General features: G+C 57.6%; 23 protein-coding genes and 1 pseudogene. 13 read left to right on the forward strand and 11 right to left on the reverse strand.

Annotated elements, in window-relative coordinates:
* Positions 1-39: 39 nt before the first annotated feature.
* Positions 40-3,936: a S8 family serine peptidase gene (locus tag L6R21_11675; GenBank protein MCK6559845.1), complete on the reverse strand. Its 3,897-nt coding sequence runs from the start codon at positions 3,934-3,936 to the stop codon at positions 40-42.
* A 117-nt stretch (positions 3,937-4,053) separates the two neighbouring features.
* Here L6R21_11675 and L6R21_11680 point away from each other — a divergent pair, with 117 nt between their 5' ends.
* The 7 genes from L6R21_11680 (at position 4,054) to L6R21_11710 (ending at position 8,915) form a co-directional block, all read left to right on the forward strand.
* Positions 4,054-4,527, forward strand: a complete 474-nt coding sequence (locus L6R21_11680) for a hypothetical protein (protein ID MCK6559846.1) — start codon at positions 4,054-4,056, stop codon at positions 4,525-4,527.
* Positions 4,528-4,551: 24 nt separating this feature from the next.
* On the forward strand, positions 4,552-5,214 hold the full coding sequence (locus tag L6R21_11685; protein MCK6559847.1) for a sterol desaturase family protein: 663 nt from the start codon (positions 4,552-4,554) through the stop codon (positions 5,212-5,214).
* 1 nt (position 5,215) lies between these two features.
* Positions 5,216-5,989, forward strand: a complete 774-nt coding sequence (locus L6R21_11690) for an ABC transporter permease (GenBank protein ID MCK6559848.1) — start codon at positions 5,216-5,218, stop codon at positions 5,987-5,989.
* A 70-nt stretch (positions 5,990-6,059) separates the two neighbouring features.
* Positions 6,060-6,815, forward strand: coding sequence for an ABC transporter ATP-binding protein (locus L6R21_11695; protein MCK6559849.1), 756 nt, complete (start codon positions 6,060-6,062; stop codon positions 6,813-6,815).
* Between the two features lie 153 nt (positions 6,816-6,968).
* Complete coding sequence (locus L6R21_11700; protein MCK6559850.1) at positions 6,969-7,880, forward strand: MlaD family protein; 912 nt, start codon at positions 6,969-6,971, stop codon at positions 7,878-7,880.
* Between the two features lie 296 nt (positions 7,881-8,176).
* Positions 8,177-8,404, forward strand: coding sequence for a hypothetical protein (locus L6R21_11705; protein ID MCK6559851.1), 228 nt, complete (start codon positions 8,177-8,179; stop codon positions 8,402-8,404).
* Positions 8,397-8,915 carry a hypothetical protein gene (locus L6R21_11710; protein MCK6559852.1) on the forward strand — a complete coding sequence of 173 codons (519 nt, stop codon included), beginning with the start codon at positions 8,397-8,399 and terminating at the stop codon, positions 8,913-8,915. The genes L6R21_11705 and L6R21_11710 overlap by 8 nt, the downstream gene beginning before the upstream one ends.
* 26 nt (positions 8,916-8,941) lie before the next feature.
* Here L6R21_11710 and dacB read toward each other — a convergent pair whose 3' ends face one another.
* The 8 genes and pseudogenes from dacB to L6R21_11750 form a co-directional block, all read right to left on the reverse strand.
* Positions 8,942-10,411, reverse strand: coding sequence for a D-alanyl-D-alanine carboxypeptidase/D-alanyl-D-alanine-endopeptidase (gene dacB / locus L6R21_11715; GenBank protein ID MCK6559853.1), 1,470 nt, complete (start codon positions 10,409-10,411; stop codon positions 8,942-8,944).
* 264 nt (positions 10,412-10,675) lie between these two features.
* Positions 10,676-11,209 (reverse strand): hypothetical protein, encoded by a 534-nt coding sequence (locus L6R21_11720; protein ID MCK6559854.1) that lies wholly within the window; start codon positions 11,207-11,209, stop codon positions 10,676-10,678.
* Positions 11,210-11,694: 485 nt separating this feature from the next.
* Positions 11,695-12,294: pseudogene (locus L6R21_11725) on the reverse strand (phosphate propanoyltransferase).
* Positions 12,295-12,913: 619 nt separating this feature from the next.
* On the reverse strand, positions 12,914-13,675 hold the full coding sequence (locus tag L6R21_11730) for an HNH endonuclease (GenBank protein MCK6559855.1): 762 nt from the start codon (positions 13,673-13,675) through the stop codon (positions 12,914-12,916).
* A gap of 8 nt (positions 13,676-13,683) precedes the next feature.
* Positions 13,684-13,920 carry a hypothetical protein gene (locus tag L6R21_11735; protein ID MCK6559856.1) on the reverse strand — a complete coding sequence of 79 codons (237 nt, stop codon included), beginning with the start codon at positions 13,918-13,920 and terminating at the stop codon, positions 13,684-13,686.
* 120 nt (positions 13,921-14,040) lie between these two features.
* Positions 14,041-14,253: a DNA cytosine methyltransferase gene (locus tag L6R21_11740; GenBank protein MCK6559857.1), complete on the reverse strand. Its 213-nt coding sequence runs from the start codon at positions 14,251-14,253 to the stop codon at positions 14,041-14,043.
* A gap of 180 nt (positions 14,254-14,433) precedes the next feature.
* Positions 14,434-15,675, reverse strand: coding sequence for a DNA polymerase (locus tag L6R21_11745; protein MCK6559858.1), 1,242 nt, complete (start codon positions 15,673-15,675; stop codon positions 14,434-14,436).
* Positions 15,676-15,921: 246 nt separating this feature from the next.
* The gene (locus tag L6R21_11750) at positions 15,922-16,323 is read right to left on the reverse strand and encodes a DUF1761 domain-containing protein (GenBank protein ID MCK6559859.1); all 402 of its coding nucleotides are present in this window, start codon (positions 16,321-16,323) and stop codon (positions 15,922-15,924) included.
* A gap of 277 nt (positions 16,324-16,600) precedes the next feature.
* Between L6R21_11750 and L6R21_11755 the strand changes: the two genes are divergently transcribed.
* The 6 genes from L6R21_11755 to L6R21_11780 all read left to right on the forward strand — a co-directional run bounded on the left by L6R21_11755 (position 16,601) and on the right by L6R21_11780 (position 22,349).
* Positions 16,601-16,804, forward strand: coding sequence for a cold shock domain-containing protein (locus L6R21_11755; protein MCK6559860.1), 204 nt, complete (start codon positions 16,601-16,603; stop codon positions 16,802-16,804).
* 68 nt (positions 16,805-16,872) lie between these two features.
* A complete protein-coding gene (locus L6R21_11760) occupies positions 16,873-17,385 on the forward strand; it encodes a hypothetical protein (GenBank protein MCK6559861.1) in 513 nt (170 codons plus the stop codon).
* 75 nt (positions 17,386-17,460) lie between these two features.
* Positions 17,461-18,384: a site-specific tyrosine recombinase XerD gene (xerD, locus tag L6R21_11765; protein ID MCK6559862.1), complete on the forward strand. Its 924-nt coding sequence runs from the start codon at positions 17,461-17,463 to the stop codon at positions 18,382-18,384.
* 196 nt (positions 18,385-18,580) lie between these two features.
* Entirely contained in the window at positions 18,581-20,131 is a 1,551-nt protein-coding gene (locus L6R21_11770) for a methylmalonyl-CoA mutase family protein (GenBank protein ID MCK6559863.1), read from the forward strand.
* Positions 20,132-20,670: 539 nt separating this feature from the next.
* Positions 20,671-21,519: a biotin--[acetyl-CoA-carboxylase] ligase gene (locus tag L6R21_11775; GenBank protein ID MCK6559864.1), complete on the forward strand. Its 849-nt coding sequence runs from the start codon at positions 20,671-20,673 to the stop codon at positions 21,517-21,519.
* A 59-nt stretch (positions 21,520-21,578) separates the two neighbouring features.
* Positions 21,579-22,349 carry a type III pantothenate kinase gene (locus L6R21_11780; protein MCK6559865.1) on the forward strand — a complete coding sequence of 257 codons (771 nt, stop codon included), beginning with the start codon at positions 21,579-21,581 and terminating at the stop codon, positions 22,347-22,349.
* 101 nt (positions 22,350-22,450) lie between these two features.
* Here the strand turns inward: L6R21_11780 and L6R21_11785 are convergent, their stop codons facing one another.
* Both L6R21_11785 and L6R21_11790 read right to left on the reverse strand, forming a co-directional pair.
* A complete protein-coding gene (locus tag L6R21_11785; GenBank protein MCK6559866.1) occupies positions 22,451-22,921 on the reverse strand; it encodes a hypothetical protein in 471 nt (156 codons plus the stop codon).
* A 10-nt stretch (positions 22,922-22,931) separates the two neighbouring features.
* Positions 22,932-24,191 (reverse strand): hypothetical protein, encoded by a 1,260-nt coding sequence (locus tag L6R21_11790; protein ID MCK6559867.1) that lies wholly within the window; start codon positions 24,189-24,191, stop codon positions 22,932-22,934.
* Positions 24,192-24,260: the final 69 nt, after the last annotated feature.

Below are 24,260 nucleotides of genomic sequence, written 5' to 3' on the forward strand. Positions count from 1 at the left end.
CTGCAAGCAGTCGCGGCTTAGCCCGGCCGGCGATTCACCTCATTGCAGCACCAGCAGGCGGCGCACCGCGCGAAATTCGCGGCCACCGTGCGCCGCGGTCGCCTGCATGCGATAGAAATAGATGCCGCTGGCCACCGGCCGGCCCAGGGCATCCCTGCCGTTCCAAGTCGCGAGGTGCGTGCCCGCCGGTTGCGAACCGGAGACCAGTGATGCGACTTGCTGACCCAGCACATCGTAGACCGTGAGCTTGACCTCGGCATTCTGCGGCAAACTGTAGGCAATTGTTGTCAACGCAGCATTGCCGGAGGCCGAGGGCAGGTTGCGCGCGAAAGGATTGGGATAACTCTGGCCCAGACTGAAATCCGCCGGCACTTTGGCGGGCGCTTGGCGATCGTTCACCGCCACCGTGACACCCGCGACCACGCGCACGCGATCCACAAACCAGCCCGCGGAAGCCGCGGCGGCGTTGCCATCGGTCTGAATGCGAAAACGGATCCGCACGTTGTTGAAGCCGGCGCCGGTGAACGCATTCATGGAAAAACCGCGCTCACGCCACTGCGATTGCGTGCCGCGAAATTGGTCGGTGAGCGGCGCCCAGTTTTGCCCGCCGTCACCGCTGATCTCCACCACGCCGAAGTCTTCCTGATTGGCGGAGAAATAATGCTGCTCGGAGAAATACAGCGTGGCTGCAGAGAGCTTGCTGAAATCGAGCGGGAGGTTGAGCGTCATTGCGGAGTTGACGTTGGCGGTGTAAAGCGTGCCGGGGTTGCTGGAGGCCGCCCAGAGCCCGTCCGCCCGGCGCTGGCGAGTCAAACCCCAGCGCTCAGGCTCGACCTGCCAGGCCTGCAAGCCGTTCTCGAAATCTTCCATGCCCACGATGAAGCTTTGCTCCGGCGTCACGCCGCGATTGGCGGCAGCGGCTACATCACGCGCGCTGACGTAATACGTGACCGTGTCGCCATAGGCAAAACCACCGGGAAGCGCGCCGGTATAAGTGTTGGGCGCGGCGGCCGCCAGCTTCGTGCTGTCGCGCAGGCCGGAGGTTGCGCGATAGTGCAACCACACTGCCTGGTCATTCACGCCGAGGTTGTCCGACACTTCCGCGGCCACCGCAAACGGACCGGCGTTGTCGATCACATTGGGCAGGGTGGTGAGGTTGGCGAGCACCGGCGGCGTCAGATCGGCCGCGGAATTGTAGGAGTACAGGCGAATGGGCGCGGAGAAGCCCTTCTCTGTGCGCGCCAGAATGAAGTATTCCACCGTTTTGTTCGCCTGCCCCGGAATCACCGCCTGATAGTTGCCCTGGCCATCACTGGTCATGACGGCTTTGTTGAATGGAAAAGCGCCGTCGGTATCCCAGAAAAGCACGGCTTCCTGCAGCGGGCTGAGGGTCGAGGTAATGCGCGCGGTGACGGTGCGCGGCTGCACGAAATCCTCGGTATCGCGCAGCGGTTCATGCTCGAAAGCAAAGCCGTTGAGCCAGTTCATTACGCGGAACATTACTTCCCGGCGCACCAGCGAGTCGACAATGGCTTCATAGCCGCCGAAAGCAAAATTCACCACGCGATGATCGCCGGCATAGCGCACTGCGCCCGAGCGGTTGTTGCCGTAATTGAAGATGCTCACCGCCGGCGCAATGGCCTCGATCTCGCTGGGAAATTGCTGCGTGGCCGAACGGCCGGGCTGGAATACTTCAAAGCTCAGGCCGTCACCGATGGGATCGCCGCTGGCGCCGGTGAGCGAGGAGAAATCCGAATCGTCAGCGAGATACCTGGCATGCAGATGGCTCTCGTAGAAGGCCAGCGATTGGCCGGCAGAGCGATCGAATTCATTGGTGGCGCCGGGGTGGTTCTGATCGCACATGTCCCAGCCGATGTCCTGCCCGGAAATGAACAGATGGCCGCCGGCAGCAAGATACATTTCCAGTTCGGCGCGATCGGTCGAATCGAGCGCGGGGAACTGCCACTCGCAGATCCAGATGACGGTGGAATAGCCTTTCATCTTGTCGAACGAAGGCGTGCCTTGCAGAACATGGTCGTGAATCTCGTAGCCAAGGCCGAGGCTGTCGAGCACGCTGGCATAATATTGCTCGACGTTGTTGGTGCCATCATCATCATCAACCACGAGAATGGAGGGGCTGATGGCGAGTGAGAATTCCAAGCTGGCGCGATAGCCGTTGTTGGCCCGCAGTTCCAGCGTTAGTGGCGCGCGATGCGGAAACGCATCCGGCGAGAGCGTGAGGGTGAAGGGATCCGCCGTGTTGGCTGTGGTATTCTGATTGAGATTGGAGAGGCCGGGCAGGCTGCCATAATTGGCGCCGGCTTTGGGGACGGTAACCGCCCAATCATTGCTGCGGAGCGTGGCCGTGAGGTTGGTGGCATCGCCCCAGTTGTTTTCCAGCGAAACGGTCAAGGTGGCGGTTTCGCCGGGCTCGAGCACGCCGTTGCCATTGCCGCCGGCAGCATCGGCAATGGTGGTGGCGACCAGCTTGATGCGCGGCTGCGGGGTCACCGTCTCGGTCACGGCGCGCAGCGCATTGAGGCGGCCGGTGCCGAGTTTGCCAATGAAACTGCTGTTTCCGGCATCAATGTTGTCTGCCGTCTCCACGACCTGAAACATCACCTGTGCCGGCGTCCAGTCGGGATGTTGTGATTTCACCAGGGCCGCCAGGCCGGCGGTGAGCGGCGCCGCCATCGAAGTTCCGGAGTAGAAGGCATAGCTGTCGTTGAAAACGGTGCTCAAGATGCCGACCCGGCCGGCGGGTTGATCGCCGCCAGGCGCTGAAACTTTCACCCAATCGCCATAAGAAGAATAGGAGGCTTTGCGATCCTGTTCGGTGAGTGCGGCCACGGAAAGCGCGAACGGCGAAGTCGGCAGCGGATTGCCGGCTTCGGTGCCGCCATTGCCGGCGGAACACGTAACGACGACCCCGTTTTCAAAGGCATAGCGCGCACCATCCAAAACGATTTCCGAGTTGCCGTAGCTCAAGCTGGCGACGTCAGCGCCATTGTCCGCAGCGTAGATGAAGCCCTGCGACATCCAATCTGAGCGGCCGACACCCAGGCCGGCGGTGTTTTGCCAGCCAATGCGCAGCGGCATGACGGTCACATTCCAGGAAATCGCCGCGACGCCGGTAGCGTTGTCGGTCACCGCCGCGGCCAAGCCGGAGGTATGCGAGCCGTGGCCGTTGAAATCCATCGGGTTGTTGTCCGCCACGTCGCCGTCTTCGCCGATGGCGACATCTGTGGCATTGTCCACGAAATCCCAGCCGCGGATGTCGTCAATGAAGCCGTTGCCGTCGTTGTCGATGCCGTCCAGGACTTCATCGACGTTGCTCCAAATATTGTCCACCAAATCCGGGTGGTTCCAGTCGGTGCCGGTGTCGATGATCGCGACCACGACCTCCGCGCTGCCCTTGGCCACCTCCCACGCTTCCGGCGCTTTGATTTGGGGGAGATGTTGCTGCTGCGGGTAGCGCGGATCATTGGGGGTGGCGAGCGGTGCCGCTTGCGGTGCGGCGGCTGGCTGGCGGACGGCCACGTCCAGCGGAATGACGTAAACCGGCTCGGCATATTCCACCGCGGGATGGCGCTGCAGCTTGGCGGCCAGTTGCACCACGTCGGTCGGCTCCGGCACCTGCAACTCGAAGATGCGGTCCAGGCCGAGGTCGGGTCGCTGCGCCAGTGCCTTGTTCTTGATATTGCTGAAAGCCGGCGCCGCGGCAGTGGCGCCGTGCGCGCTGGTGAGGGCCTGCAGCGTTGCCGTATTCTTGTAGCCGTGTTTGAACTTGACGATCACGCGGCCGGGAACATAACCCCAACCCGGCGGCAGTGCGGCGCTCGTACCCGCCGGCTCAGCAGCCGGCGCGGCGCCCGCAACGAACAAGAGAACAGAAAGCAGCCAGTAACTCAGGAGACATGAAGAACTGCGCTTCATCGTCGGGCTCCTCATTGAGATTGAAGGGTAAACAGCAAAGCAAAGCCGGGCGCACCAGCGCTGCGCCGCCTCTTGGGAGATTGCGGATTACGTGCACACAGACGGGAAGGTCGATGGTTGGAGGGCTTGCTGGCGGAGAACAAAGAGCTGGTTCTGGGTGAGCCTGGGCTCATAGCGAAATGCCATGCCTTCCATGAACTTGAATGCTTGCAGGAGGACCTTCGCGCAGTCACGGCGGTGTGGGGGAAAAGCTCGTACCTGGGATCAAGCTCGCCGCGCAGACAACTCAACGGCAGCACCGTTGAGCAAATCGCAATGCGGGCGCAATATCTGGAAACTGGTTTACAAAGGCAAGATTTTTCTCAGCAAAAGCGGGATGAAGCGGCGGGTCTGCATGGTTTATTCGAGAGCGGGGGCGGCCAAAACCGAGACACCAGGCATGCCTGGACCATTCAAATTTTGGGCTTGAATGACAAGATATTTTTGCCGATCTTTACCGCCGCTTTAAGTTTTTCGCCGCCCGGCTGTCGCGGTCCTTCCCGGAAGGCCGGAGCGGTTCCCCGGCGGCGGAAAAGATCGAGTACCCCGTAATCAGAGCTAGTGAAGGAGGATGCGATGGCTCAGCGTTTCGTTTCCAACAAAGATGAAACCGCGCGGCTTTTCAAAAACGATTTTCTCGAGTTTTTCACGCATGTCCATTTCACCGTGCCACTGTTCCTCTACGTTCCAGTGGTGCTCTATTTGTTCTATCACGCGGCGCTGAAAACCTCGATCACTCTGCCTGCCGCCGCCGGCATGTTTGTCGCAGGCGTGTTCTTGTGGACGTTGACCGAGTATGTTTTGCACCGCTTCGTGTTTCACTATCACCCCAAATCGCGACTGGGCGGCAAGATTCACTTTCTGTTTCACGGCATTCACCATGACTATCCTAATGATTCCACCCGCCTGGTGATGCCGCCAGTGGTCAGCCTGCCGCTGGCGTTGCTGTTCGGCGGTTTGTTCTGGATGATCTTCGGACCCACCTACTTTGCCCCGACGTTTGCCGGCTATCTGGTTGGCTATCTGTGCTATGACATGATCCACTACGCCACGCACCACTTTTCCTTGAAAAGCCGGGCGGGCCTGTGGCTCAAGCACCATCACATGAAACACCATTTCCAGAATGAAGACCGCGGCTACGGCGTGAGCACCCCGCTGTGGGATTATATTTTCGGCACCATGCCGCCCGCCAAGCAGCAGTCGCCGGCGCCGGCCAACTTATCGAAAAGCGTGAACTAACATGATCGCTCTGTTCCAGAAAGTCGGGGCAGCAGTCTTCAACTTCTTGTACCACGTTGGCAGCTTCGGCAAGCTCATGTATCGCACACTGCTTGCCTTCGCGGACATGCGGACCTGGGCGGGCCTGGTGGCCGAGCAGATGATGAAAATCGGCGTCCAGTCCCTGCCCGTGGTCGCTTATATTTCGATGTTCATGGGCATGGTCACCGCGCTGCAGGCAGTGCATCAGTTTACCCAAACCGTGCCGCTCTACATCACCGGCACCGTGGTGGAAAAAGCCGTGATGCAGGAGCTGGCCTCGGCCATGACGGCGCTGGTGCTCGCCGGCCGCGTGGGCGCGGCCATAGCCGCGGAAATCGGCACGATGAAAGTGACCGAGCAGATCGATGCCCTGGAGGCCATGGCCTTCAATCCCGTGGCCTATCTGGTGGTGCCGCGCCTGATCGCCGGCATGGTAATGCTGCCGGCGCTGGCCGCTTTTGCCGCTTTCATCGCCATGATTTCCGGCTGGCTCACCGCCGTCTCGCTCGCCGACATCACCACCTTCGAGTTCTTCAAGGGGGCGAAGCAATATGCCAACTGGCGCGACTTTGCCCTGCCCATTTCCAAATCGATCCTGTTCGGCGCGTCCATCATCATGGTCGCCTGCTATCAGGGCTTCAACGCCAAGCAGGGCGCGGAGGGCGTGGGCAGCGCCGCCACCAAAGCGGCGGTGGCGGCGTGCTTGATGATTCTTACTCTGGATTTTGTCATGGCCACCGTCATCCTGGCGTGATGCGCCCGGCGCCGGCTCTACGGCCGCAGGCCGGCGGCAAAAAAAGGTGGTCTCAGCTTACGTTGCACGCATGATAGTCATTGAAAATCTGCAGAAACAATTTGAAGACCTGCCGGTTTTGCGCGGCGTGAACCTGACGATCGAGGATGGCTGTACCACCGCGATCATCGGGGGCAGCGGGTGCGGCAAGTCGGTGCTGCTCAAACACATCATCGGTTTGTTGAAGCCGGAGGCCGGCTCGGTGCTGGTGGACGGCGAAGACATCCCGCGGCTTCCCTATCCCCGCCTCGTCGAAGTCCGCAAGAAGATCGGCATGGTGTTTCAAGGCTCGGCCCTGTTCGATTCCATGACCATCGAAGAAAACATGGCAATGGGCTTGATCCGCCATACCAAATTGACCAGCCGCGAGATCAAAGACCGCATCGCGGAATCACTGAGCATGGTCGGCCTGGCGGGCGTGGAGCCGAAGTTTCCGGCCGAGCTGAGCGGCGGCATGAAAAAGCGGGCCGCGATCGCGCGCGCGCTGGCGATGAAGCCGCAGTTTCTGCTCTACGACGAACCCACCACCGGGCTCGATCCGCCGCGCGCGGATTCCATCAACCAGGTGATCTTCGATTTGAACAACCAGCTCGGCGTGACCTCGATCGTGGTGACCCACGACATGCACAGCGTTTACCGCGTCGCGCACAAGGTCGCCATGCTGCACGAAGGCAGGATTCACTTCTATGGCACGCCCGAGGAGCTGGCACAAAGCGATGAGCCGGCGGTGCTCGAATTCCTGGAAAGCGCGCGCGGACACGAATGGTTGAAGCGCGAGGAAGCGTGAGGCGGCCGCGCCGGCTGGTTCGGCGCGTTGATCAGCCAGGCCGTAATTCCTCGCAAAAATCAACCGCAAGTCACCGTTTCAGGACAAAGCCAAATCAGGTCCAGGTTGGGCCGTGCGTTTTTCGTCATCTTTGATCTGTTTGGGAGCTACGCCATGCGGCGATGGACAAATGAAGTGATCGTGGGCGCAATGATTCTGGCCGCGATCGCGATTGGAATCTACGGCTACGTTTTCCTGCGCGACATACCCGTCCGGCAGCACGGGTTTGAAATCAACATCATTTTCAACAACGTCACCGGTCTCGAAAAGAACGATGCCATCACCGTGGGCGGCTACAAGGTCGGACGCATTCTCGACATGCGGCTCGATCAGGGCCACGTGGTCGTGCGCGCCTGGCTCAACGGCCAAACCCCGTTCAGCCGGGATTCGCGCTGCGCCATTCGCAGCATCGGCATGATCGGTGAAAAATACATTGACCTGATGCCCGGCACGGCGCCGGAAGCGCTCAAAAAAGGCGACACCATTGTCGGCGAATACATCAGTGACCTCGCCGATGCCGGCGGCGGCATGAACGAAATCATGGCCGAAACCAAGGGGCTGCTGCAACGCATCAACACCGCAGTGGACTCGGCGCTCGATCGCTCCGCCCAGCGCGCGGTTTCCGCCACTTTGATCAACATGGAAAGCATTTCCAACAAGATCAATTACAACCTCGACAAGGACCGCCGCCACCTCAGCAACACCATCGCCCGGTTTGACAGCATCTCGCGCGAGCTACGCGCCTTCTGGCAAACCAACAACGCCTCGGTGGACAGCATCATCGGCAACATGAACGCCAGCACCGCGAATTTGCCGGCGGTCATGGCCAAACTCGACAGCGCCGTGACTTCGGCGCAAAAGCTGCTGGCCATGGTGGAAAACCGCCAGGGCGCGGTGGGCAAGGCCATGTATGATGAAGAGCTGTACGACAAATTCAACCGCACGGTCGATGAGGCCAATCGCCTGCTGGAAGACGTGAAGAAGAACCCTTCAAAATATCTGCAATTCAGCGTGTTTCGCTTCTGACGCGCCGCGCATAGAAAGCCGAAACAGAAAAGCCATCCCCGCAATGGGATGGCTTTTTTTGTTTCGGCCAATTGCGAATACCATTACCCGGCAACGGTTTCCAGCCAGCGCCCCCCACCAGCAGGCTGGCATCGGGTTCACGAAATGATGCCAACCGCAACTCCACCCCAAAGCCTGTACTGAGCAGCAGAATTGTTCTTGACTTTTTGACATTTGCAGCTATTTTACATCACAACTGTTAAATGTGCTTGACACTCCCCGGTTACTCACTCCGTCTTTTGTGTATGTGCGCAATTATGGCGAACACTCAAGGCAAATACCGTGTTGCCGCCACATCGTCCGATAATCATCAAGAGCCGCTGGACCATGAGACTTTGGAATTCCTCAATGACCTTTGGATCCAACTCTCGCTACAGGTTTACCTGCAAGAGAGGCTTGAAAGACTTTTGGAGGACAAAGAAACAGTGTGGGATGACAGGTTAGAAGCCCATATGGATCGTTTTCTGGAGAAGGTATATGCCTAGCAAAGCAAATACCAACCCACCCTCGTCGCGGTCAATCGAAGAATCTGACTCAGATCCCGGCGACAAGGGACCAAAAAAGGAAAATGAGAGCGGTAAGGCCTCGCAGGCACAGAACAAAGCCGAAATGGAAGAGAATTTTGCCGACGTTATTGCAGAGCAGATTCCGGAGCCGGCTCGCAAGATGTTTCAAATGCAGATGGCAATGATGCAAACCGTCTCTCGGCGAGCGCCATCGCACCCCCTGTTCGAAAAATTCACACCTCAACATATCGACAAGTTTCTCGATTATAGTCAAAAGGAAGATGAAAACAAGTACAAATTGCAGAGCACAAATCGGTGGTTTCACCTTGTATATGTGACCTTGGGGCTGGGTTCTTTGCTTGCCTTGATCTTCTTTCTGGCGCCTCAAAACCAGGAGTTGCTTACAGAGTTCTTGAAGCTCTTGGTGGTTTTTGCGAGCGGCGTAGGAAGCGGCTATGGTTTGAGATCCTATCAAGAAAGAAAGAAGTAGACTGATTCCAAGCGCTCAATACCTCGTTACCTTCTCCGAAACCCGCTCATCTCCGCGCCGATCTTGTCCTGCACGCGCCGAACGCCGCCGGCGGAACCCAAAAAATGCTGCATCATCATCGCAAACACAATCTCCTCGCCCTCTGCCGTCGTGGTGTAGCCTGACAGCGAACTGACCCCGCTCAAGCTCCCGGTTTTCGCCCGCAGAATGCCCGCGGCCGCCGTGCCTTTCATGCGATTGGCCAACGTGCCATCCACGCCGGCAATCGGCAGCGTGGTCAGAAACTCGTTGCGCACCGAGAAATCCCGCCACATCGCGATCAGCAGCTTCACGATTTCATCCGGCGTGATGAGGTTGTAGCGCGACACACCCGAGCCGTCCGCCAGATTCAGCGCGTTGGTATCGACTTGTGCAGTGGCCAGAAACCGGCGAATCACCGACATGCCCTTCTCACCCGTACCCGGCCGGCCGGCGCGTTCGGCCGCCACCACCTTCAACAACAACTCCGCGCTCAAATTATCCGAAATCTTGTTGAGATTCAGCAACAACGGCATGAGCGGCGCGCGATGCTCGGCGAGCGTCACCGCCTGTGCCGGACGCAAACCGCGCAATACGCTGCCGTTGAACTTGATGCCGTTTTGCCGCAGCAATTCGCGCAGAATCTGCCCGGCAAAAACTTCGGGCTGCGCGACGGTCCGCTCGAACTTCTGCGGTTTCTCGGCGAGCGCCAGCGCGCCCTCGACTACAAAGACATTCGCGCCGCGCCGGCTAACCGAAAGACTTGGCAGACGCAATGAATCCATTTGCGCCTTGCTTGCCGCCGTCACACTGGTGTTGATGATATCGGTGTGCGGCGTGTTCGGGACGATTTGTACCTGCGCGATTTCCCCGATACGCGCAGCCGGAGAAACGGTAATGGTCACAGTGTTGTCGTTCACCGCCAGCGCGGAGAAGCGTTCATAATCATCGTCCCACATCCAGCCCGCGCCCCAGCGCACGTCGTCAAAGTAATAATCGTCGCACAGCAGATTACCGCGAATCTCACGAATGCCCTTCTGCGCCAGCGATTGTGCCAGGCCGAACAAATCATTCGTCGTCAAATCGGGATTGCCGCGGCCCACGAGGCAAAGATCACCATGGATGATGCCGTCGCGCAAAGCCGCGGAATCGCAGTCCAGGCTGGTGTTGAGTGTGAAATCCGGGCCGAGCAGCTTGAGCGCGGTCGCGGAGGTGAGCAGCTTTTGATTCGAGGCAGGATGAAACAATAGGTCCGCATTGCGTTCATACAGCACCTCGCCGGTTTGCAGGGATACGACTTTCACACCTGACGTCGAGCGCGCGAGCGCGGAGTCGGCGAGAATGGCGTCAATGCGCCGCCGTAAGACCGCGACGGCGTCTGTGTCTTTTTCTTTCAATCGAGTCCCGGCCGCGCAGCCCAGCAGGCTGAGCGCAGCCGACGCGACGATCAAGTGCCGTTTGATAAAAAAACTTGTCATATGACCTCACTCCATGAAACTCGAGATTTGTCATCAACCACCGGTTCTCTCATCCAGGGGGGAACCTGCCATGTCACCTCACTCTGAGAATCTCAAATAATGCCATTAACCACCAGCCTGTCATCCCGAAGGGATCCTGTGAAGTACTCGCGACAACGCAAGGGACTTGCGAAGTACTCGCGAGCGGGCAGTTGCTGCACAAGATTCTTTCAGAGTGACAATTGCGGTGTGGATGCCAGCGTCAACGTTGCGAAATGCGTTCGATTATGACGTTGCCAAAATCGTCAGGCAGCCCAGCGCCGGGGCCGTCAATTCCATGCGATGAGCTGCGATAAATTCGGTCACGGCGGAGACCCGTACCGCCAGCAATTCGGTGAATTCCTCTGCTTCGCTGGCATGCTGCGCGGACTGTTTGAGTTGCGCCATTGTGGATTTGATGCGCGTCAAAAAAACGATATCCGGTTTCAATGTGGCGGGATGCTCGACGATGCCATTGCAGCATTCGACATTTACCTCCTCGGGCATCAGGCCCAACTCGGCCGTGACTTCATCGGCGATGGCGGCAAACAAATCCGGCTGGCCTGCGCGCAGATGCAGGTTCGGATGCGCATGCCCGCCGATGACGTCCAGCATGCCGGGCGCTTCGCCCAAGTGCATGCTGCGGCGAATGATGGGCGTATAGTCATCCGAGGTGACGACAATGGCGCTGACGCCCAGGCCGCGTGTGGCTGCGGCTTCGCCCATTTCATGGATATGGGCATTATTGTAAAGCTGATCGCGATAGCAAGTTCGCGTCAAGCTCAACTCCAGAAGCTCCGGATTTGCTGAAAATTTCTCCAACCGAAATAGCTCGCCATTGTAGAAGTGATTGCCGGCGTTTGCCGCCAACTCCTGCCAAAACGCCTCTGCCCGCCCGGCATGCGGCGGCGGCAATACATGAAGATGATCTTGGAAATTAACTCTCACTTGACGGGGCAGCCAATGGCCCTGGCAGAGCAGACGAAAAAGAGGCGCAGAATTTTTCATGAAGAAGGTGTGATGGCACCCGCTACCTTTTGCAATTCGACAGTATTATCCAGCATCGAGTATCCAGCGACCAGAAACCTGCTACTTCAAACAAACACCTTATGCGATTTGGCCAACTCGGCCGCAGCGGGCGTCACCTTGGCGCCCGCAGGCACTTTCATTCTTCTTTTTTCCAGAATGGCGCGGCGCACGTCGTTTTCGGTGATCAATTTTACTGACGCTTCGACGTTCTTCGAGTGGCCGGTAATATAGACTTTGTCGCCATTCGTGAGTCCCGCCGCATTGGCTTCATCGGTGTCTAAATGAAAATCGAGTACAAAGGAAGGATCGACGCGGATCAAAACATTATCAAAAATAACGCCGCGATCTTCACTGCCCGCCGGCAGCATTTTGGGCAGCGGCGTAACGATGACGCGATCGCGATCTTTCACGCCGAATTTCTTCGCGTCCGCGGGACTCATGTGAATGTGGCGCTGTGGAATGATGATGCCTTCATGCAATTCCACTTCTCCCTTCGGGCCGACCAGCCGTGCGCCGGCTGAGCCTTTCAAATCGCCGGAATAACGCACCGGCGGATTGATGCCGAGAGCGATGGCATCGGTGCGAGAAATTTCCAGTTGTGTCTGCCCGCGCGCCGGGCCGACTACGCGCACGCGTTCGAGTCTGCCTTTGGGGCCGATGACGTCAACGGTTTCATTCGCGGCAAACTGGCCTTTTTGCGAGATGTCGCGCAGTTTGGTGAGCTGATAGCCGGCGCCGGTTCCGGCGAGCCCGGTCGAGCCGAAGAGCTTTTCGACGTCCGCTTGCGAAAGGTGAAAGTGGCGATTGGAAACGCCGACGGGGATGGTGAGGGGCATAATATGATCCGAAAAGGATTACTCCAACACTTCGGTTAAGCGGGAGCGGAGCGCCGTTTGCTATAACTATTTGTTTTCCATTTTATCATTTATCGACAGTGAATTTCCGCCTCAGGAAGTCAAAAACTTCCTTCTGCTCGTTTTTGGGTAGTTTCCTGATTCTCCCAAGAATGTTAAGTGCTGTATCTGAAGGCGGCTGAATATTTGCCCGACCTTGATTACAGGCGGAACACAGAACACGGAGATTCTCTTCGTCATCTGACCCACCTTGGCTGATTGGCTTAATGTGATCAATGTGGAGTCTGACTTTGCGATTTGGATTGAACGGATCTGGATCGCCAGGCCCGGCACCGCACAATTGGCAGGTGAATCCGTTCCGCTCAAGAATCTTGTTTCGCAGTTGGGGCGAAATGCCTCGAGCAATGACAGGCTTACATTCCAACGTTTCAAGTATGTACTGCCCAGGCTTTAGATCGGCTCGGTCTACATGGCTCTTGATTTGAGAGCATTCCTCGCCCCAAAGTTCTCGAATTCGTCTAGCATACTCGCTCCGTGCAGCTTTCCTTATTTTGGGGGTTGTGAAAACCTTTCCGAAATAGGTAATAAGCGACAAAAAACCTCATTTCCTAAAGACGTTTCTACGATGCCAATCCAAAAATTCTGCCTTCGGAACAAAACGACGTGGTTTTTGAACCATTTTTCCGTCGAAGTCTAGTATTGTTTGCCGCACGAAAATGTTGTTACTGCGACGCGCTTCGTCGGCCACGCGGATAGTGAAAGACTCCGTGACAGTAAGCAGACCAGAATCAAAGGCCCCGTCGTGCAGGAGGCAGAAGCAAAACCCGTTCTCCGGATTCAGACGGTTCTTCTTGTCAACTGACCAAGGGACGATATGACTAGCTACGAGTAATTGGAGGAGATCACACTGACAGACGCAGCAAACAGAATCGTAGCCCGCAAGCACACTACGCCGGAAGAAATCCTGGTAAACTCGCTGCTTTGTGATGCCTCGACGCTCAGTAGCTCTTTCAGGTAGACGAAAAATTTCGGGTGTTTTTGGAGTCGAGGCGCCAAGTTTTTTTCTGATTCGTTGACTTTCTCTGACAAGTGCATCCCAGTTACCATAGAACTCCTCCCATATTGCCCTATCTGTCTTCGCGACATGCCTAAGGCCGGATATACCCTTTTGAGCAAGCGTTGGGTCAAACGCACCCAAGTTGCCAAGTTTACGAGCTGCCGAACCTGGTGTCCGACCAAGGAGATTGGCTAGGGCTATCACGTCCGGATTCGACGCCCTTGTCTTCGCGAATGGAATTTGACAGTAGGCGTGAAGAGCCAAGATCAACTCATCTCTGCTCCACTCTGTGCCATACTTGTCCACTGCTGACCTCATTTCTTGCTGTATGGCGCTATAACAACGCACATACCGTTCTTGTCATGCTGGGGATCGTAGTCTCTATCCCTGTCAACAAGATAGTTGTGTCTCAAAGATGCGTGTTCTATTCGCTCAATATGGTAAGGAACGCCGTCTATTATCAGTTTGCCTGATTCTCGGTCGCCTTCTGCCGTCAGTGGCACGGCAATGGTATCACCGAATTCAGTCTCGATCGTGAGGGAAATTTTCATTAGATGCACCTCATCCAGCTTTCTTTAGAATGTGTTCCTACAGGTCGAAATAGGTCATGACTTCTTCTGGAATTGCCCAGTATCTGTGCTTTTTTGGCTGGACTTCGCCCGAAATCCAAATCAAGGGTGCTGGTTCGCTATCAATCTTGGGGGAAAGAGCATGCTTAGATCTATAAACTTACATCCGATGATAAAGGCGCACCAGCGGGTTTGAGGTACGCCGTAGTCCGCTGTACAGAGTTTGGTAAACGCCATCTTAAAGCCCAGGGCATGTGCGACCTCGTTAATCTGATCATGTTCCGCAGATCCAAGGAGCCGCGGAACATTTTTCATCACAAAAATTTCTGCCCCTGAATGTTCCACAATCTTTAGAAAAGGCATCCATATTTGTTTCTTCCATGGCACGCTCCTATGTTCAACGACGACAAAACCTAACCGTACTTAAGTTCGAAGTTTTCCTAATTTGACACAACAAGTTGAAAAGCGCAAGGGAAAATCCTGATCACAGTATTCTCATTCAAACGTCCACAGATCCGGAATGCTGCTGAACGCAATGCGCGTGGGCGCGGCATGTTTGGAAGCGTGAATGCCGCCGAAGTAGACGACGCCGTTGCCGTATTTTGCGTTAATGGCATCCATCGCCTGCGCGAGTTTGCTGCGCTTGGGATCTTCGAACAGCGAGAGATTGTGCAACTCGTTCGGCACGAGATCGAGCAGCGTCACGCTCACTGCCACGGGGTTTCCATGCGGGCGTTCTTGCCATAACCTCGCCAGCGCCTCGAGCATCGTCAAAGTGTCCTGGCATTCGACCATGCTGATTTGTTCCGACCAGCCCTCTTCCCCACTGAAGCGGATATTCACCGCCAACACACCCGCCCAATAATTCATGTGCCGCAACCGCACCGCGGCTTTGTGCACGAGTTTTTTCGCCACGGCGTAGGCGCCCTCGTCATTGCGCAATTCCGGCGGCAACACATGCGAATGCCCGACCGTGCGTCGCTGCGTTGCGATCTCCGGCAAATCATCGCCGCGCAGCCAGTGCCAAAAGCGTTCGCCGACAATTCCGCCCCAAACTTTGCTCATCTCGCTTTTCGAAAGCGCGCAAAGCTGTTGTACGGTATAAACGCCGTGCTTGAGCAGGCGCGTGTTCATGCGTGCGCCGATGCCCGGCAAATCCTGCAATTCTAAAGGATGAAGAATCCCGGGCAGATCTTCGGCGCGAATCACCACCAGGCCGTCAGGCTTCTGCAAATCCGTTGCAACTTTCGCCAAAAATCGGTTGGGTGCCAGGCCGACAGAACAGCGCAGCGTGCTGCCCACTTTTTCCCGCAACGCCTGTTTGATTTTCCGGCCAAAGGCCAGCGCCTTCTCAAGTTCACGCTCCCGCCCAATCAGCCGGCACGCCATTTCGTCAATCGACAACACCGCGGCCACCGGCAGGCAGGATTCCACCGCCTGCACGATTTTGTGATGATACTCGACATAAACGCGATGCCGCGCTTCGACCAATTGAATTTTTGGGCAAAGCTTTTTGGCGTCGCGCACGATGGTGCCGGTTTTGACGCCGAAGGCTTTGGCTTCATAACTCGCAGCGATGCAACACGTGCTGTCCGTCATCACCGGCACCACGCCCACCGGTTTGCCGCGCAGCTCGGGCCGCAGCTCTTGCTCGATGGAGGCAAAATACGCATTCAAATCGAGAAAGAGCCAGCGCAACGGCGGTGGCATTTCCGGGACGGTCGAGGAGAGAGACATGCGAGGAAATCTTCCAACCAAGCCGGACAAACTACTTGCACCACAGCCGCACGCCTCCCGCGAGATTGTGCGGCTGTGATCAATCGAACTGGAAACCGTGAACTCACGCACTGTCAAGCCCAAGCCGGGCAAAATCGCGGGGCCGGCAACTGGGCTGCCGGCCCAATCTTTTCACCGTGGCTTGGCGAAAGCTTTGCGCCGTGCTTCGGCGAGTGCAGGCTAAACGACGTTGCGGCAGCGCGTCTATCACCAGGCGCCCAGAATCGCGCCGGCGAGAATGAAGCCCACGACGTTGTATCCGGCATCGATGAGGAAAAGCTTGAGCGGCCTGCCCTCAAAGGTGCTGGTGGTGAATGCGGTCATGGCCACCAATCCCAAGCCGGCCATCAAACCGGTTTGCGCGCCGGTGAACAAATTCGCCGTCGGGTGTTGCTCCACGAAAATTGCAAGCACAAACGCGATGATCAGCGCGCAGACGATGCCCACCAGGTAGGCCTTGGCCGCTCCTCCCTTCTGCTTGATCGCCTCCTCCGAAGTACCTACCAGCGCCATCCAGGGCTTCGCGAACATAACGGGTGAATACCACAAACCTCCCAACACAAAATAGACCAGCGCTGCCACCAAAACCGCCAAAGGACTGGTTGGCATATCTCACCTCCGAGGACTGGGTTCAAAACAGGGCGTGCCGCGCGGGATCGGCACAATCCGGCGCGTACGCGCGTGGCAATGGCCGTCAATCTAATTCTCCGTCCGCCAATTTCAAGCGTTTTGTTGCCAAGGTTGCTCGTGGCGGCCGAAATTGCGCTTGACATCCAAACAAAAACTGTCTATATTTTTTGCGCTTAAACGAGCCGGCGCGCGTTTCCGCTCGGGCAATTGCGTGCGGAAACTGCGGGCTGGCGCAGAGATGGAGGTTGTCGAACGTATGCCGCGTGGCCGGGTCAAGTGGTTCAACGAGAACAAGGGGTATGGCTTCATCGAGCAGCTCGATGGGGGCGAAGACGTGTTCGTGCATTTTTCTGTGATTCAAATGGAAGGCTTCCGGACGCTGCCGCAAGGGGCGGAGGTCGAATTCGAATGTGTGCCGGGTGAAAAGGGATTGCAGGCTACCAAAGTCATCAAGCTGTGACCGGGGCGCACCGAACCAGTGCCGAGTTACCGCCTGCCCGGCGGGCCTGATCACGCTGAGGAGTGAATGTGAAGTTTGATGCCAAAGCCATCCAGAAGATTGCCGAAGCGTTGCAGACGGAGACCAAGCAGCGTGGCAACAACTTTCGCATGGTGCTCGACCATCCCGAATCAGGACGGCGGCTCTCGCTGGAAATTTATCCGGACATCGCCATCGGCAGAAACAAGGGCAGCTTGATCTCGGTCTACACCGCGTCGAGCCATCTCCAGCTTCATTTCTGCACCGGCTACGTCGTCAGCGAGTCCCTGGGTGAGGTCACCTTTGTCGCGGAAAACAAGGGCAAAGTGTGCGGCTTGATCATCGAGAAGGAAGCCGGTTGCTCGTTGTTCGCCAATGTGGATGCCAGAGTGTTGTCAGGCGATTTCACCACGCTCGGCCCGGAAGTGATGCTCTCCGGCATCGCGCTCTCGCTCACCGAAAACATTCTACCCAAGCCCAAGAAAGCCCAACGGCCGAAAAAGACCGCGAGAAAAGCGGCCAAGTCATCCCGGCAAAAGGCCGCGCCGCGCCGGCGGAAATAACCGAAAGCGTTCCGCAGAGATGTGCAGCTTGCTCTCGGTGCATGAACTTCTTCTGCCCCAACCAGATAATCGGCATTGAACACAGCGCTGGGAAATTACCTCTCTGAATTTCTCGACTACCTGCGCGCCGAGAAACACCTCGCCCACAATACGGTCATCTCCTACGGTTTTGATTTACGCCGCTATACGGCGTTCCTCGCCGGCCGCGGCCTCACCACCCCCGACCAGGTCACCGTCACCGACATCCGCGCACTGCTCACCGAGCTGACGCAATTGGGGCTTGCCACCACCAGCATCGGCCGGCAGCTTGCCGCCATTCGCATGTTTCATCGCTATCTCGTCGGCGAGAAATACTGCAATCACGATCCGGCGGAGCCAATCGCGCTGCCGCGCCAAAGCCAAAAGATTCCCCGGGTGCTGGACATCTCCGATATCGAACAATTGCTGCAGCAGCCGGAGGTCAGTACGGTGCTGGGCGTGCGCGATCGCGCCCTGCTGGAGTTTCTCTATGCCACCGGCGCGCGCGTTTCGGAGGCCATCGAATTGGGAATGGATGATCTCTTCCTGCCGCAGCGCCTGGTGCGCATCTTCGGCAAAGGGCAGAAGGAACGGCTGGTGCCCATCGGCGAAGTCGCGGTCAGGTGGCTGCAGGAGTATTTCACGCACGCCCGGCCGCGGCTGATTCGGCGGCGCGCGCAGGACAAGGTCTTTGTCAACGCGCGCGGCGGCAAGCTCTCGCGCATGGGCGTGTGGAAAATTCTGCGCGGCCATTTGCAGGCAGCCGGCATCACCAAACCCGCCTCGCCGCACACCATTCGCCATTCGTTCGCCACCCACTTGCTGGAAGGCGGCGCGGATTTGCGCGCGGTGCAGGAAATGCTCGGTCATGCCGATTTGGCCACCACTCAGATCTACACCCATCTCGATCGCGCGTACTTGAAGGAAGTTCATCGCCAGTTTCATCCGCGCGAACGCCATTTTGATGCTACAGGTAAATAATTCGTCTCAATCTGAAAATGCTCCAATCTCGGCTGAATCCGGGTTTCCAGTACTTCGAGCAACGTGGAAACTCCGAGGTCTTTGATGCCACGGCCATGCCGTGACAGGAACACTCTTGTCAAATCGCGCAAATCACGCCCAACTCGCACGCCCAAGCCTGCGGGCATGTCAGGCTCATTCGCACAAGGAAATTGCCATGAAAACCGACGCCGAAATCGAACTCAAGAATCTCTACACGGCCGCGGACGTCCCAGCGGCGCCGGAGCCTGCCGGCGAATACCCCTTCACCCGCGGCCTCTTCGCGGAAATGTACCGCGCCCGGCTGTGGACCATGCGGCAATACAGCGGCTATGCCACGGCGGAAGACACCAATGCCCGCTTTCGCTATCTGCTCTCGCAGGGCCAAACCGGCCTGTCCACCGCCTTTGATCTGCCCACCCAAATGGGCTATGACTCCGATCACAAACTGGCCGACGGTGAAGTCGGCAGAGTGGGTGTGGCAATCTCGAGTCTGGAGGACATGGAACGCCTGTTCGACGGCATCCGCCTGGAGACGGTCACCACTTCGATGACGATCAATGCCACCGCCGCGATTCTGCTGGCGCTTTACATCGCAGTGGCGAAAAAGCAGAATGCGGACTTGCACGCGATCAGCGGCACGGTGCAGAATGATATCTTAAAGGAGTACATCGCGCGTGCCACCTACATCTTTCCGCCCGCGCCCTCGCTGCGGCTGGTGACCGACATGTTCGAGTTCTGCTCGCAACACACGCCCAAATGGAATCCGATCTCGATCAGCGGCTATCACATTCGCGAGGCCGGCTCGGACGCAGTGCAGGAAGTGGCATTCACCTTTGCCAATGCCATCGAGTATGTGCGTCAGGCCGTCAAGCGCGGTCTGGACGTGAACGTCTTCGGACCCCGCCTGTCGTTTTTCTTCAACAGCCACAACAACTTCTTCGAGGAGATTGCCAAGTTCCGGGCGGCGCGGCGGCTGTGGGCGCGCCTCATGAAGGAAAGATTCGGCGCGACCAATCCCAAAGCCCTGCTGCTGCGCTTTCACACGCAAACCGCGGGCGCAACCCTGACCGCGCAGCAGCCCGACAACAACATCGTGCGCGTGACCCTGCAGGCACTCGCCGCGGTGCTGGGCGGCACCCAATCGCTGCACACCAATTCCCGCGACGAAGCGCTGGCGCTGCCCACCGAGGAATCGGTGATGATCGCGCTGCGCACGCAGCAGATCATCGCCTATGAAAGCGGCGTGGCCGCGGTCACGGATCCCATCGGCGGCAGCTATCTGGTCGAAAGCCTCACCAACGAAATCGAGCGCCGCGCCGAGGAATACCTCAAGCGCATCGATGCCCTCGGCGGCGCGGTGGCCGCAATCGAAGCCGGGTATTTTCAGGAGGAGATTGGCCGGCGCGCGTGGGAATACCAGCAAGCCATCGAACGCGGGGAAAAGATCATCGTGGGCGTCAACAAATTTCAAGTGAAAGAAGAAAAGAAGATCGATCTTTTGCGCGTCGATCCCCGCATTCAAGCGCAGCAAATCCAGCGGCTGTCCGAGTTGCGCCGCCGCCGCGACCATGCCAAAGCCAGCGAGCTGCGGCAGAGACTGGAAACCGCGGCCCGGGGCAAAGAGAATCTCATGCCGCACATCATCGCCTGTGTCGAGGGCTATGTGACGCTGGGAGAAATCGCGGATTCGCTGCGCGAGGTGTTTGGGAGGTATCAGGCGAAATAGCCGGCCCGATGGCTCAGGCCTTTGTCAAGCATCGTGCAGTGAATGACGAGTATCCAGCCTGGACGCGCCGGAACCTGAAAAGGGGAAACTCACGCAGAGTCGCCAAACTGCCTGGCCAGCGTCTGCCCGGAATCATTATCGCCCGGGCGTTTCGTCATGAATAAGAACGCGTTTTGTTCGACCCGTGCACGCTTCCGGGCCGAGCGTCCGGGTGGTTTCTTCATTTCTGAACAGGCACGAGCGATTCTGTGCGGAACCTTTGCGGCTCTGCCGTGCCACAGGCACCAAGGCAAATCGGATTTGGCATTTCATCGATGAGCCTAAGATGCCACCCCTGTCTGCCGCAAGCGGACGCGGGCGTCATGCTTGCTGCGTGAGTAAGATGACACTGGCCTCGATAATTTGCCCTTGAGTCTGAACGAATGTTTTCGTACTCTCCGGCGTCGAGGCCGGGCCGGTTACCAATACCGATGGCCTTCGTGAATGGTTATGACGAATTGTGACGATGACAACGATGCCTTCCAGCACGACGCAGCCCCATGAGCCGACGCACTGAGACTCCCTTCTGGAATCCGGACACCCTGCAATCCCTGCTGCCGACGCGAATCGTCGGCCGCCAACTGATCGTTTTCAACCGCATCACTTCCACCAATGATTTTCTCAAGCGTGCGGCACGGCGCGGCGCGGCCACCGGCAGTGTGGTGTTGGCGGATGAACAAACCGCGGGCCGCGGCCGCCTGCAGCGGCCCTGGCAATCGCCGGCCGGCAAGGGCTTGTGGTTCTCCGTGTTGTTGCGGCCGCAGCTTGCGCCCGAAAAACTCGGCATGATTTCACTGGCGATTGCAGCGGTGGTGGCGGAAGTGTTTTCGAAGTTTTGCCGGCAGGAATTTCAAGTGAAATGGCCGAACGACGTGTTGTTTGAAAGCCGGAAAGTGTGCGGCATCCTGTGTGAAACGCAAATCGTGCAGGATGAAATCGAGGCGATCATTGCCGGCATCGGCGTGAACGTGTCGCAACAGCCGCAGGAATTTCCCGGCGAGCTGCGCGACCGCGCCACTTCGCTGGAACAGATTTGCGGACATCCGGTCGATCGCCAGCATCTGTTGCTCGAGCTGCTGGCCGCGCTGGAGAAAAACCTGTTCGGCAATCTGCGCAGCAAACTGGTGCTGCTCAAAGCCGCGTGGTGCAGCCGCTGCCGCGATTTCGGCCAGCACCTGACCGTGACGCAGGCACCGATGGACAAGCTCAAACGCATCACCACCGGTGTGTTCGAAGGCATTGGCGACAGCGGTGAGTTGATCCTGCGGCTTTCCAACGGCACCCTGCAATTCTTCTCGGCCGGCGAGATCACCCTGGCGCGCGAAGGCTGGTCGCCTTCCAGCCCCTGAGGCTCTCCCACCCCACCGCCGGCCCGCTGCGCCGGCAACACCCAGAAAGAACCCCCGGCATGCTTCTCGTCATTGACATCGGCAACACCAACATCACGCTCGGCCTGCTCGAACAACACCGCCTCGCGGCAAGCTGGCGGCTGCACAGCAAGAACGCCCACACCAGCGACGAAGTCTGGATCATGCTGAAGCTGCTGCTGGAATCGGAGGGCTTTGGCCTCGCGCAAATCCGGGGCTGTGCGCTCAGTTCGGTGGTGCCGCATCTCACGCCGGTTTTCGAACGCATGATACAGCAGCGGCTCAACGTTCCCTCCGTAAACGTCACTTCGGATTTGGACACCGGCATCAAAATCCTGTACGAGAATCCACAGCAAGTGGGCGCCGATCGCATTTGCAACGCGGTGGCGGGTTATGCCAAATTCGGCGGGCCGTTGGTGGTGGTGGATTTCGGCACGGCCACGACCTTCGACGTCGTGACCCGCAACGCGGAGTATCTCGGCGGCATCATCGCGCCGGGGCCGGAGACCACGGCAACTGTTTTACATCACGTGTCGGCCAAACTGCCGCGCGTGGAATTGGAATTTCCGCCAAGTGTGATTGGCCGTACCACAGAAACGAGTATTCAGGCGGGCTTGATGTTCGGCGGGGTGGAGTTGATCGACGGCCTCAATCGCCGCATCAAACGCGAACTGGGCGAGGACACGCACATTATCGCCACGGGCGGACTGGCGAATGTGTTCCTACCTTACCTTGACACCGTTGAGCGCGTCGAGCCGGATTTGACACTGGAGGGTTTGGGAATTATTTTCGCGCGCTGTGCCCCGCGCTGAAATTTCAGAGACCCGCGTTTTCACAACACCCTTCATTATCTCCCTGAATCATCCTCCTTTTTTGCGTCGCTCGACTCTAGCAGACACGGGCGCAACTCCATTCAAACAAACGGGCCTTTTCTCGTGCCAATATCATCTGACAGGCTCGCGCGCAGCAATGTTCCTCGTCCGTGCAGCGCGTGAATCAATTCCTTTGCCAGCGGCGCGTCCGTTGCTTCCTGCAGGCTGGAATCGTCGATGATCGCCTGCATCTCTTGTTTGAAGGCGAAGTAAGGCTCGCGGCTCGCGCGAGATAAGAAGATGCCGCCGGCATCGAAATACCAATCCCGCATCGCTTCCGAGGTTTGTTTTACAGTTTGATGGGTAAGCGGCCTTTCGGCTGAATAGCGCGCCAGCGGCTTCATGATTTTCCACAATTTTTGATAGGCCTCCAACCGGCTTTTCCGCAGTTCCTTGTCATATTCAACGGTCAACTCCAGCCGTGCTTTCGATAGCGTGACAAAGTAGGTAATCACCGCGGTGATGGCGCCGGAGATCAAGCCGCTCAACAACGATAAGAATGCTTCGTTCATCGCATTCTCCTCAGAAAAGGCGAATCCTCACCCCATGAAAATCCGTGCCTGAAAGCGGATGCCAACCGGTGACGTCATATCTCCCATAATCATAGCACAACTCGATATGTTCCGTAATCAGCCGAATGAAGTAGGAACTTTGCGGGGAGGGCTCCAAAATCACATTGAGCAGGCCATAAGAACTTATGCTCGCGCCGAAGGTGTTGTATTCGACGCGGCCAAGCGGATCTTGGTAATGACCATAACGAAGAAATATAAACTCATTGGCGCCGAGTTCCCAGCCGGCCTTGGTGATGATTTTGGCATTTTCCTGCCGCAGGATCACATTCTTGAAGAAGTCGATGTCGCCCAGGAAATGGGCATACGTGACGCTGTGGCGATCAACCCTGCGCACGAGCAACTGTTCAGCCTCATACTGATGTTCGAGAGAGACGAGACGCCACGGGCGACCGTGGCGAGTGCTAGTAAGCCCGGCGTTCAGGCTCAATCCCACTCTCGCGGTGCGCGGCAGTGGATCCGCTTGCGCGGCGTCAATGTAGCTGATGGCATCCCCGATATTGCTTTTCGAATATCCCAAGCCCACGCCGAAGACCGGGCGCACTCCCGGGCGAAGCTCCAGTGTCTTGCCGGTGAGACGCGCAATGATTTCCTCGCCGGGGGCATACAAAACCACGCCGAAATCATGCGCTTTGATACTTGTCGAGGCAGGATAAACCAAATTTATGGCGGGGCCTAGTTCCGACTCAATACTTTTGAAACTCCACCCGAATCCGGCTTTGATCCAATAATCGAAGCCCAACCCGACGGTCCAGAGCTTGGCCCTTTCAACGGTATGCAACACGGCTATTGGCGTGGGGTCATCAGGGCCGGTAACGACGATTTCGCCGAGATCAAGATTGACGCGTGTATAGCCAACACCCAGGCTCACGGGAAAGCGATGATCGAGTTTCTTGAGATCATAGCCCGCGATGAACGTCCTGGCGTCATAGAAAATATCCGGGGCCAAGCCCGCCAACCAGTCGCTTTTGGCGGGAAAAAACTCCGCCATGAAGAAATTTTCATTCGCCCAAACGCCCAGTCGCGCAGGATTGAAGGCAATGCCAAGAGCATCGTTTTTCGCGGAGGAGACCGACGCGCCTCCCATACCGTTGGCGCGCAGGGAAGGCTGAATGAGTAAGAATGTTGCAGCAGCAGAACCCGGCCCCTGCGCCCAGGCCGCGGACATAAGGCTCAACATCAGCAGCACGGACAGCAATCTGATCGTTTTCATAGGAAACCCCTTGCACTTGAGTTTTGAATGGGCAATTGATTTGGCACGTGGCAGCGTATCATGTCATCG

Source organism: bacterium (assembly GCA_023150945.1).
Classification (GTDB): domain Bacteria; phylum Zhuqueibacterota; class Zhuqueibacteria; order Zhuqueibacterales; family Zhuqueibacteraceae; genus Coneutiohabitans.

Excerpts from the sequence above, each read along its gene's own strand:
- L6R21_11675 (MCK6559845.1), bottom strand. The coding sequence starts at position 3,936 with ATGAAGCGCAGTTCTTCATGTCTCCTGAGTTACTGGCTGCTTTCTGTT.
- L6R21_11685 (MCK6559847.1), top strand. The coding sequence starts at position 4,552 with ATGGCTCAGCGTTTCGTTTCCAACAAAGATGAAACCGCGCGGCTTTTC.
- L6R21_11690 (MCK6559848.1), top strand. The coding sequence starts at position 5,216 with ATGATCGCTCTGTTCCAGAAAGTCGGGGCAGCAGTCTTCAACTTCTTG.
- L6R21_11695 (MCK6559849.1), top strand. The coding sequence starts at position 6,060 with ATGATAGTCATTGAAAATCTGCAGAAACAATTTGAAGACCTGCCGGTT.
- L6R21_11700 (MCK6559850.1), top strand. The coding sequence starts at position 6,969 with ATGCGGCGATGGACAAATGAAGTGATCGTGGGCGCAATGATTCTGGCC.
- L6R21_11705 (MCK6559851.1), top strand. The coding sequence starts at position 8,177 with ATGGCGAACACTCAAGGCAAATACCGTGTTGCCGCCACATCGTCCGAT.
- L6R21_11710 (MCK6559852.1), top strand. The coding sequence starts at position 8,397 with ATGCCTAGCAAAGCAAATACCAACCCACCCTCGTCGCGGTCAATCGAA.
- dacB (MCK6559853.1), bottom strand. The coding sequence starts at position 10,411 with ATGACAAGTTTTTTTATCAAACGGCACTTGATCGTCGCGTCGGCTGCG.
- L6R21_11735 (MCK6559856.1), bottom strand. The coding sequence starts at position 13,920 with ATGAAAATTTCCCTCACGATCGAGACTGAATTCGGTGATACCATTGCC.
- L6R21_11740 (MCK6559857.1), bottom strand. The coding sequence starts at position 14,253 with ATGAAAAATGTTCCGCGGCTCCTTGGATCTGCGGAACATGATCAGATT.
- L6R21_11745 (MCK6559858.1), bottom strand. The coding sequence starts at position 15,675 with ATGTCTCTCTCCTCGACCGTCCCGGAAATGCCACCGCCGTTGCGCTGG.
- L6R21_11750 (MCK6559859.1), bottom strand. The coding sequence starts at position 16,323 with ATGCCAACCAGTCCTTTGGCGGTTTTGGTGGCAGCGCTGGTCTATTTT.
- L6R21_11755 (MCK6559860.1), top strand. The coding sequence starts at position 16,601 with ATGCCGCGTGGCCGGGTCAAGTGGTTCAACGAGAACAAGGGGTATGGC.
- L6R21_11770 (MCK6559863.1), top strand. The coding sequence starts at position 18,581 with ATGAAAACCGACGCCGAAATCGAACTCAAGAATCTCTACACGGCCGCG.
- L6R21_11775 (MCK6559864.1), top strand. The coding sequence starts at position 20,671 with ATGAGCCGACGCACTGAGACTCCCTTCTGGAATCCGGACACCCTGCAA.
- L6R21_11780 (MCK6559865.1), top strand. The coding sequence starts at position 21,579 with ATGCTTCTCGTCATTGACATCGGCAACACCAACATCACGCTCGGCCTG.
- L6R21_11785 (MCK6559866.1), bottom strand. The coding sequence starts at position 22,921 with ATGAACGAAGCATTCTTATCGTTGTTGAGCGGCTTGATCTCCGGCGCC.
- L6R21_11790 (MCK6559867.1), bottom strand. The coding sequence starts at position 24,191 with ATGAAAACGATCAGATTGCTGTCCGTGCTGCTGATGTTGAGCCTTATG.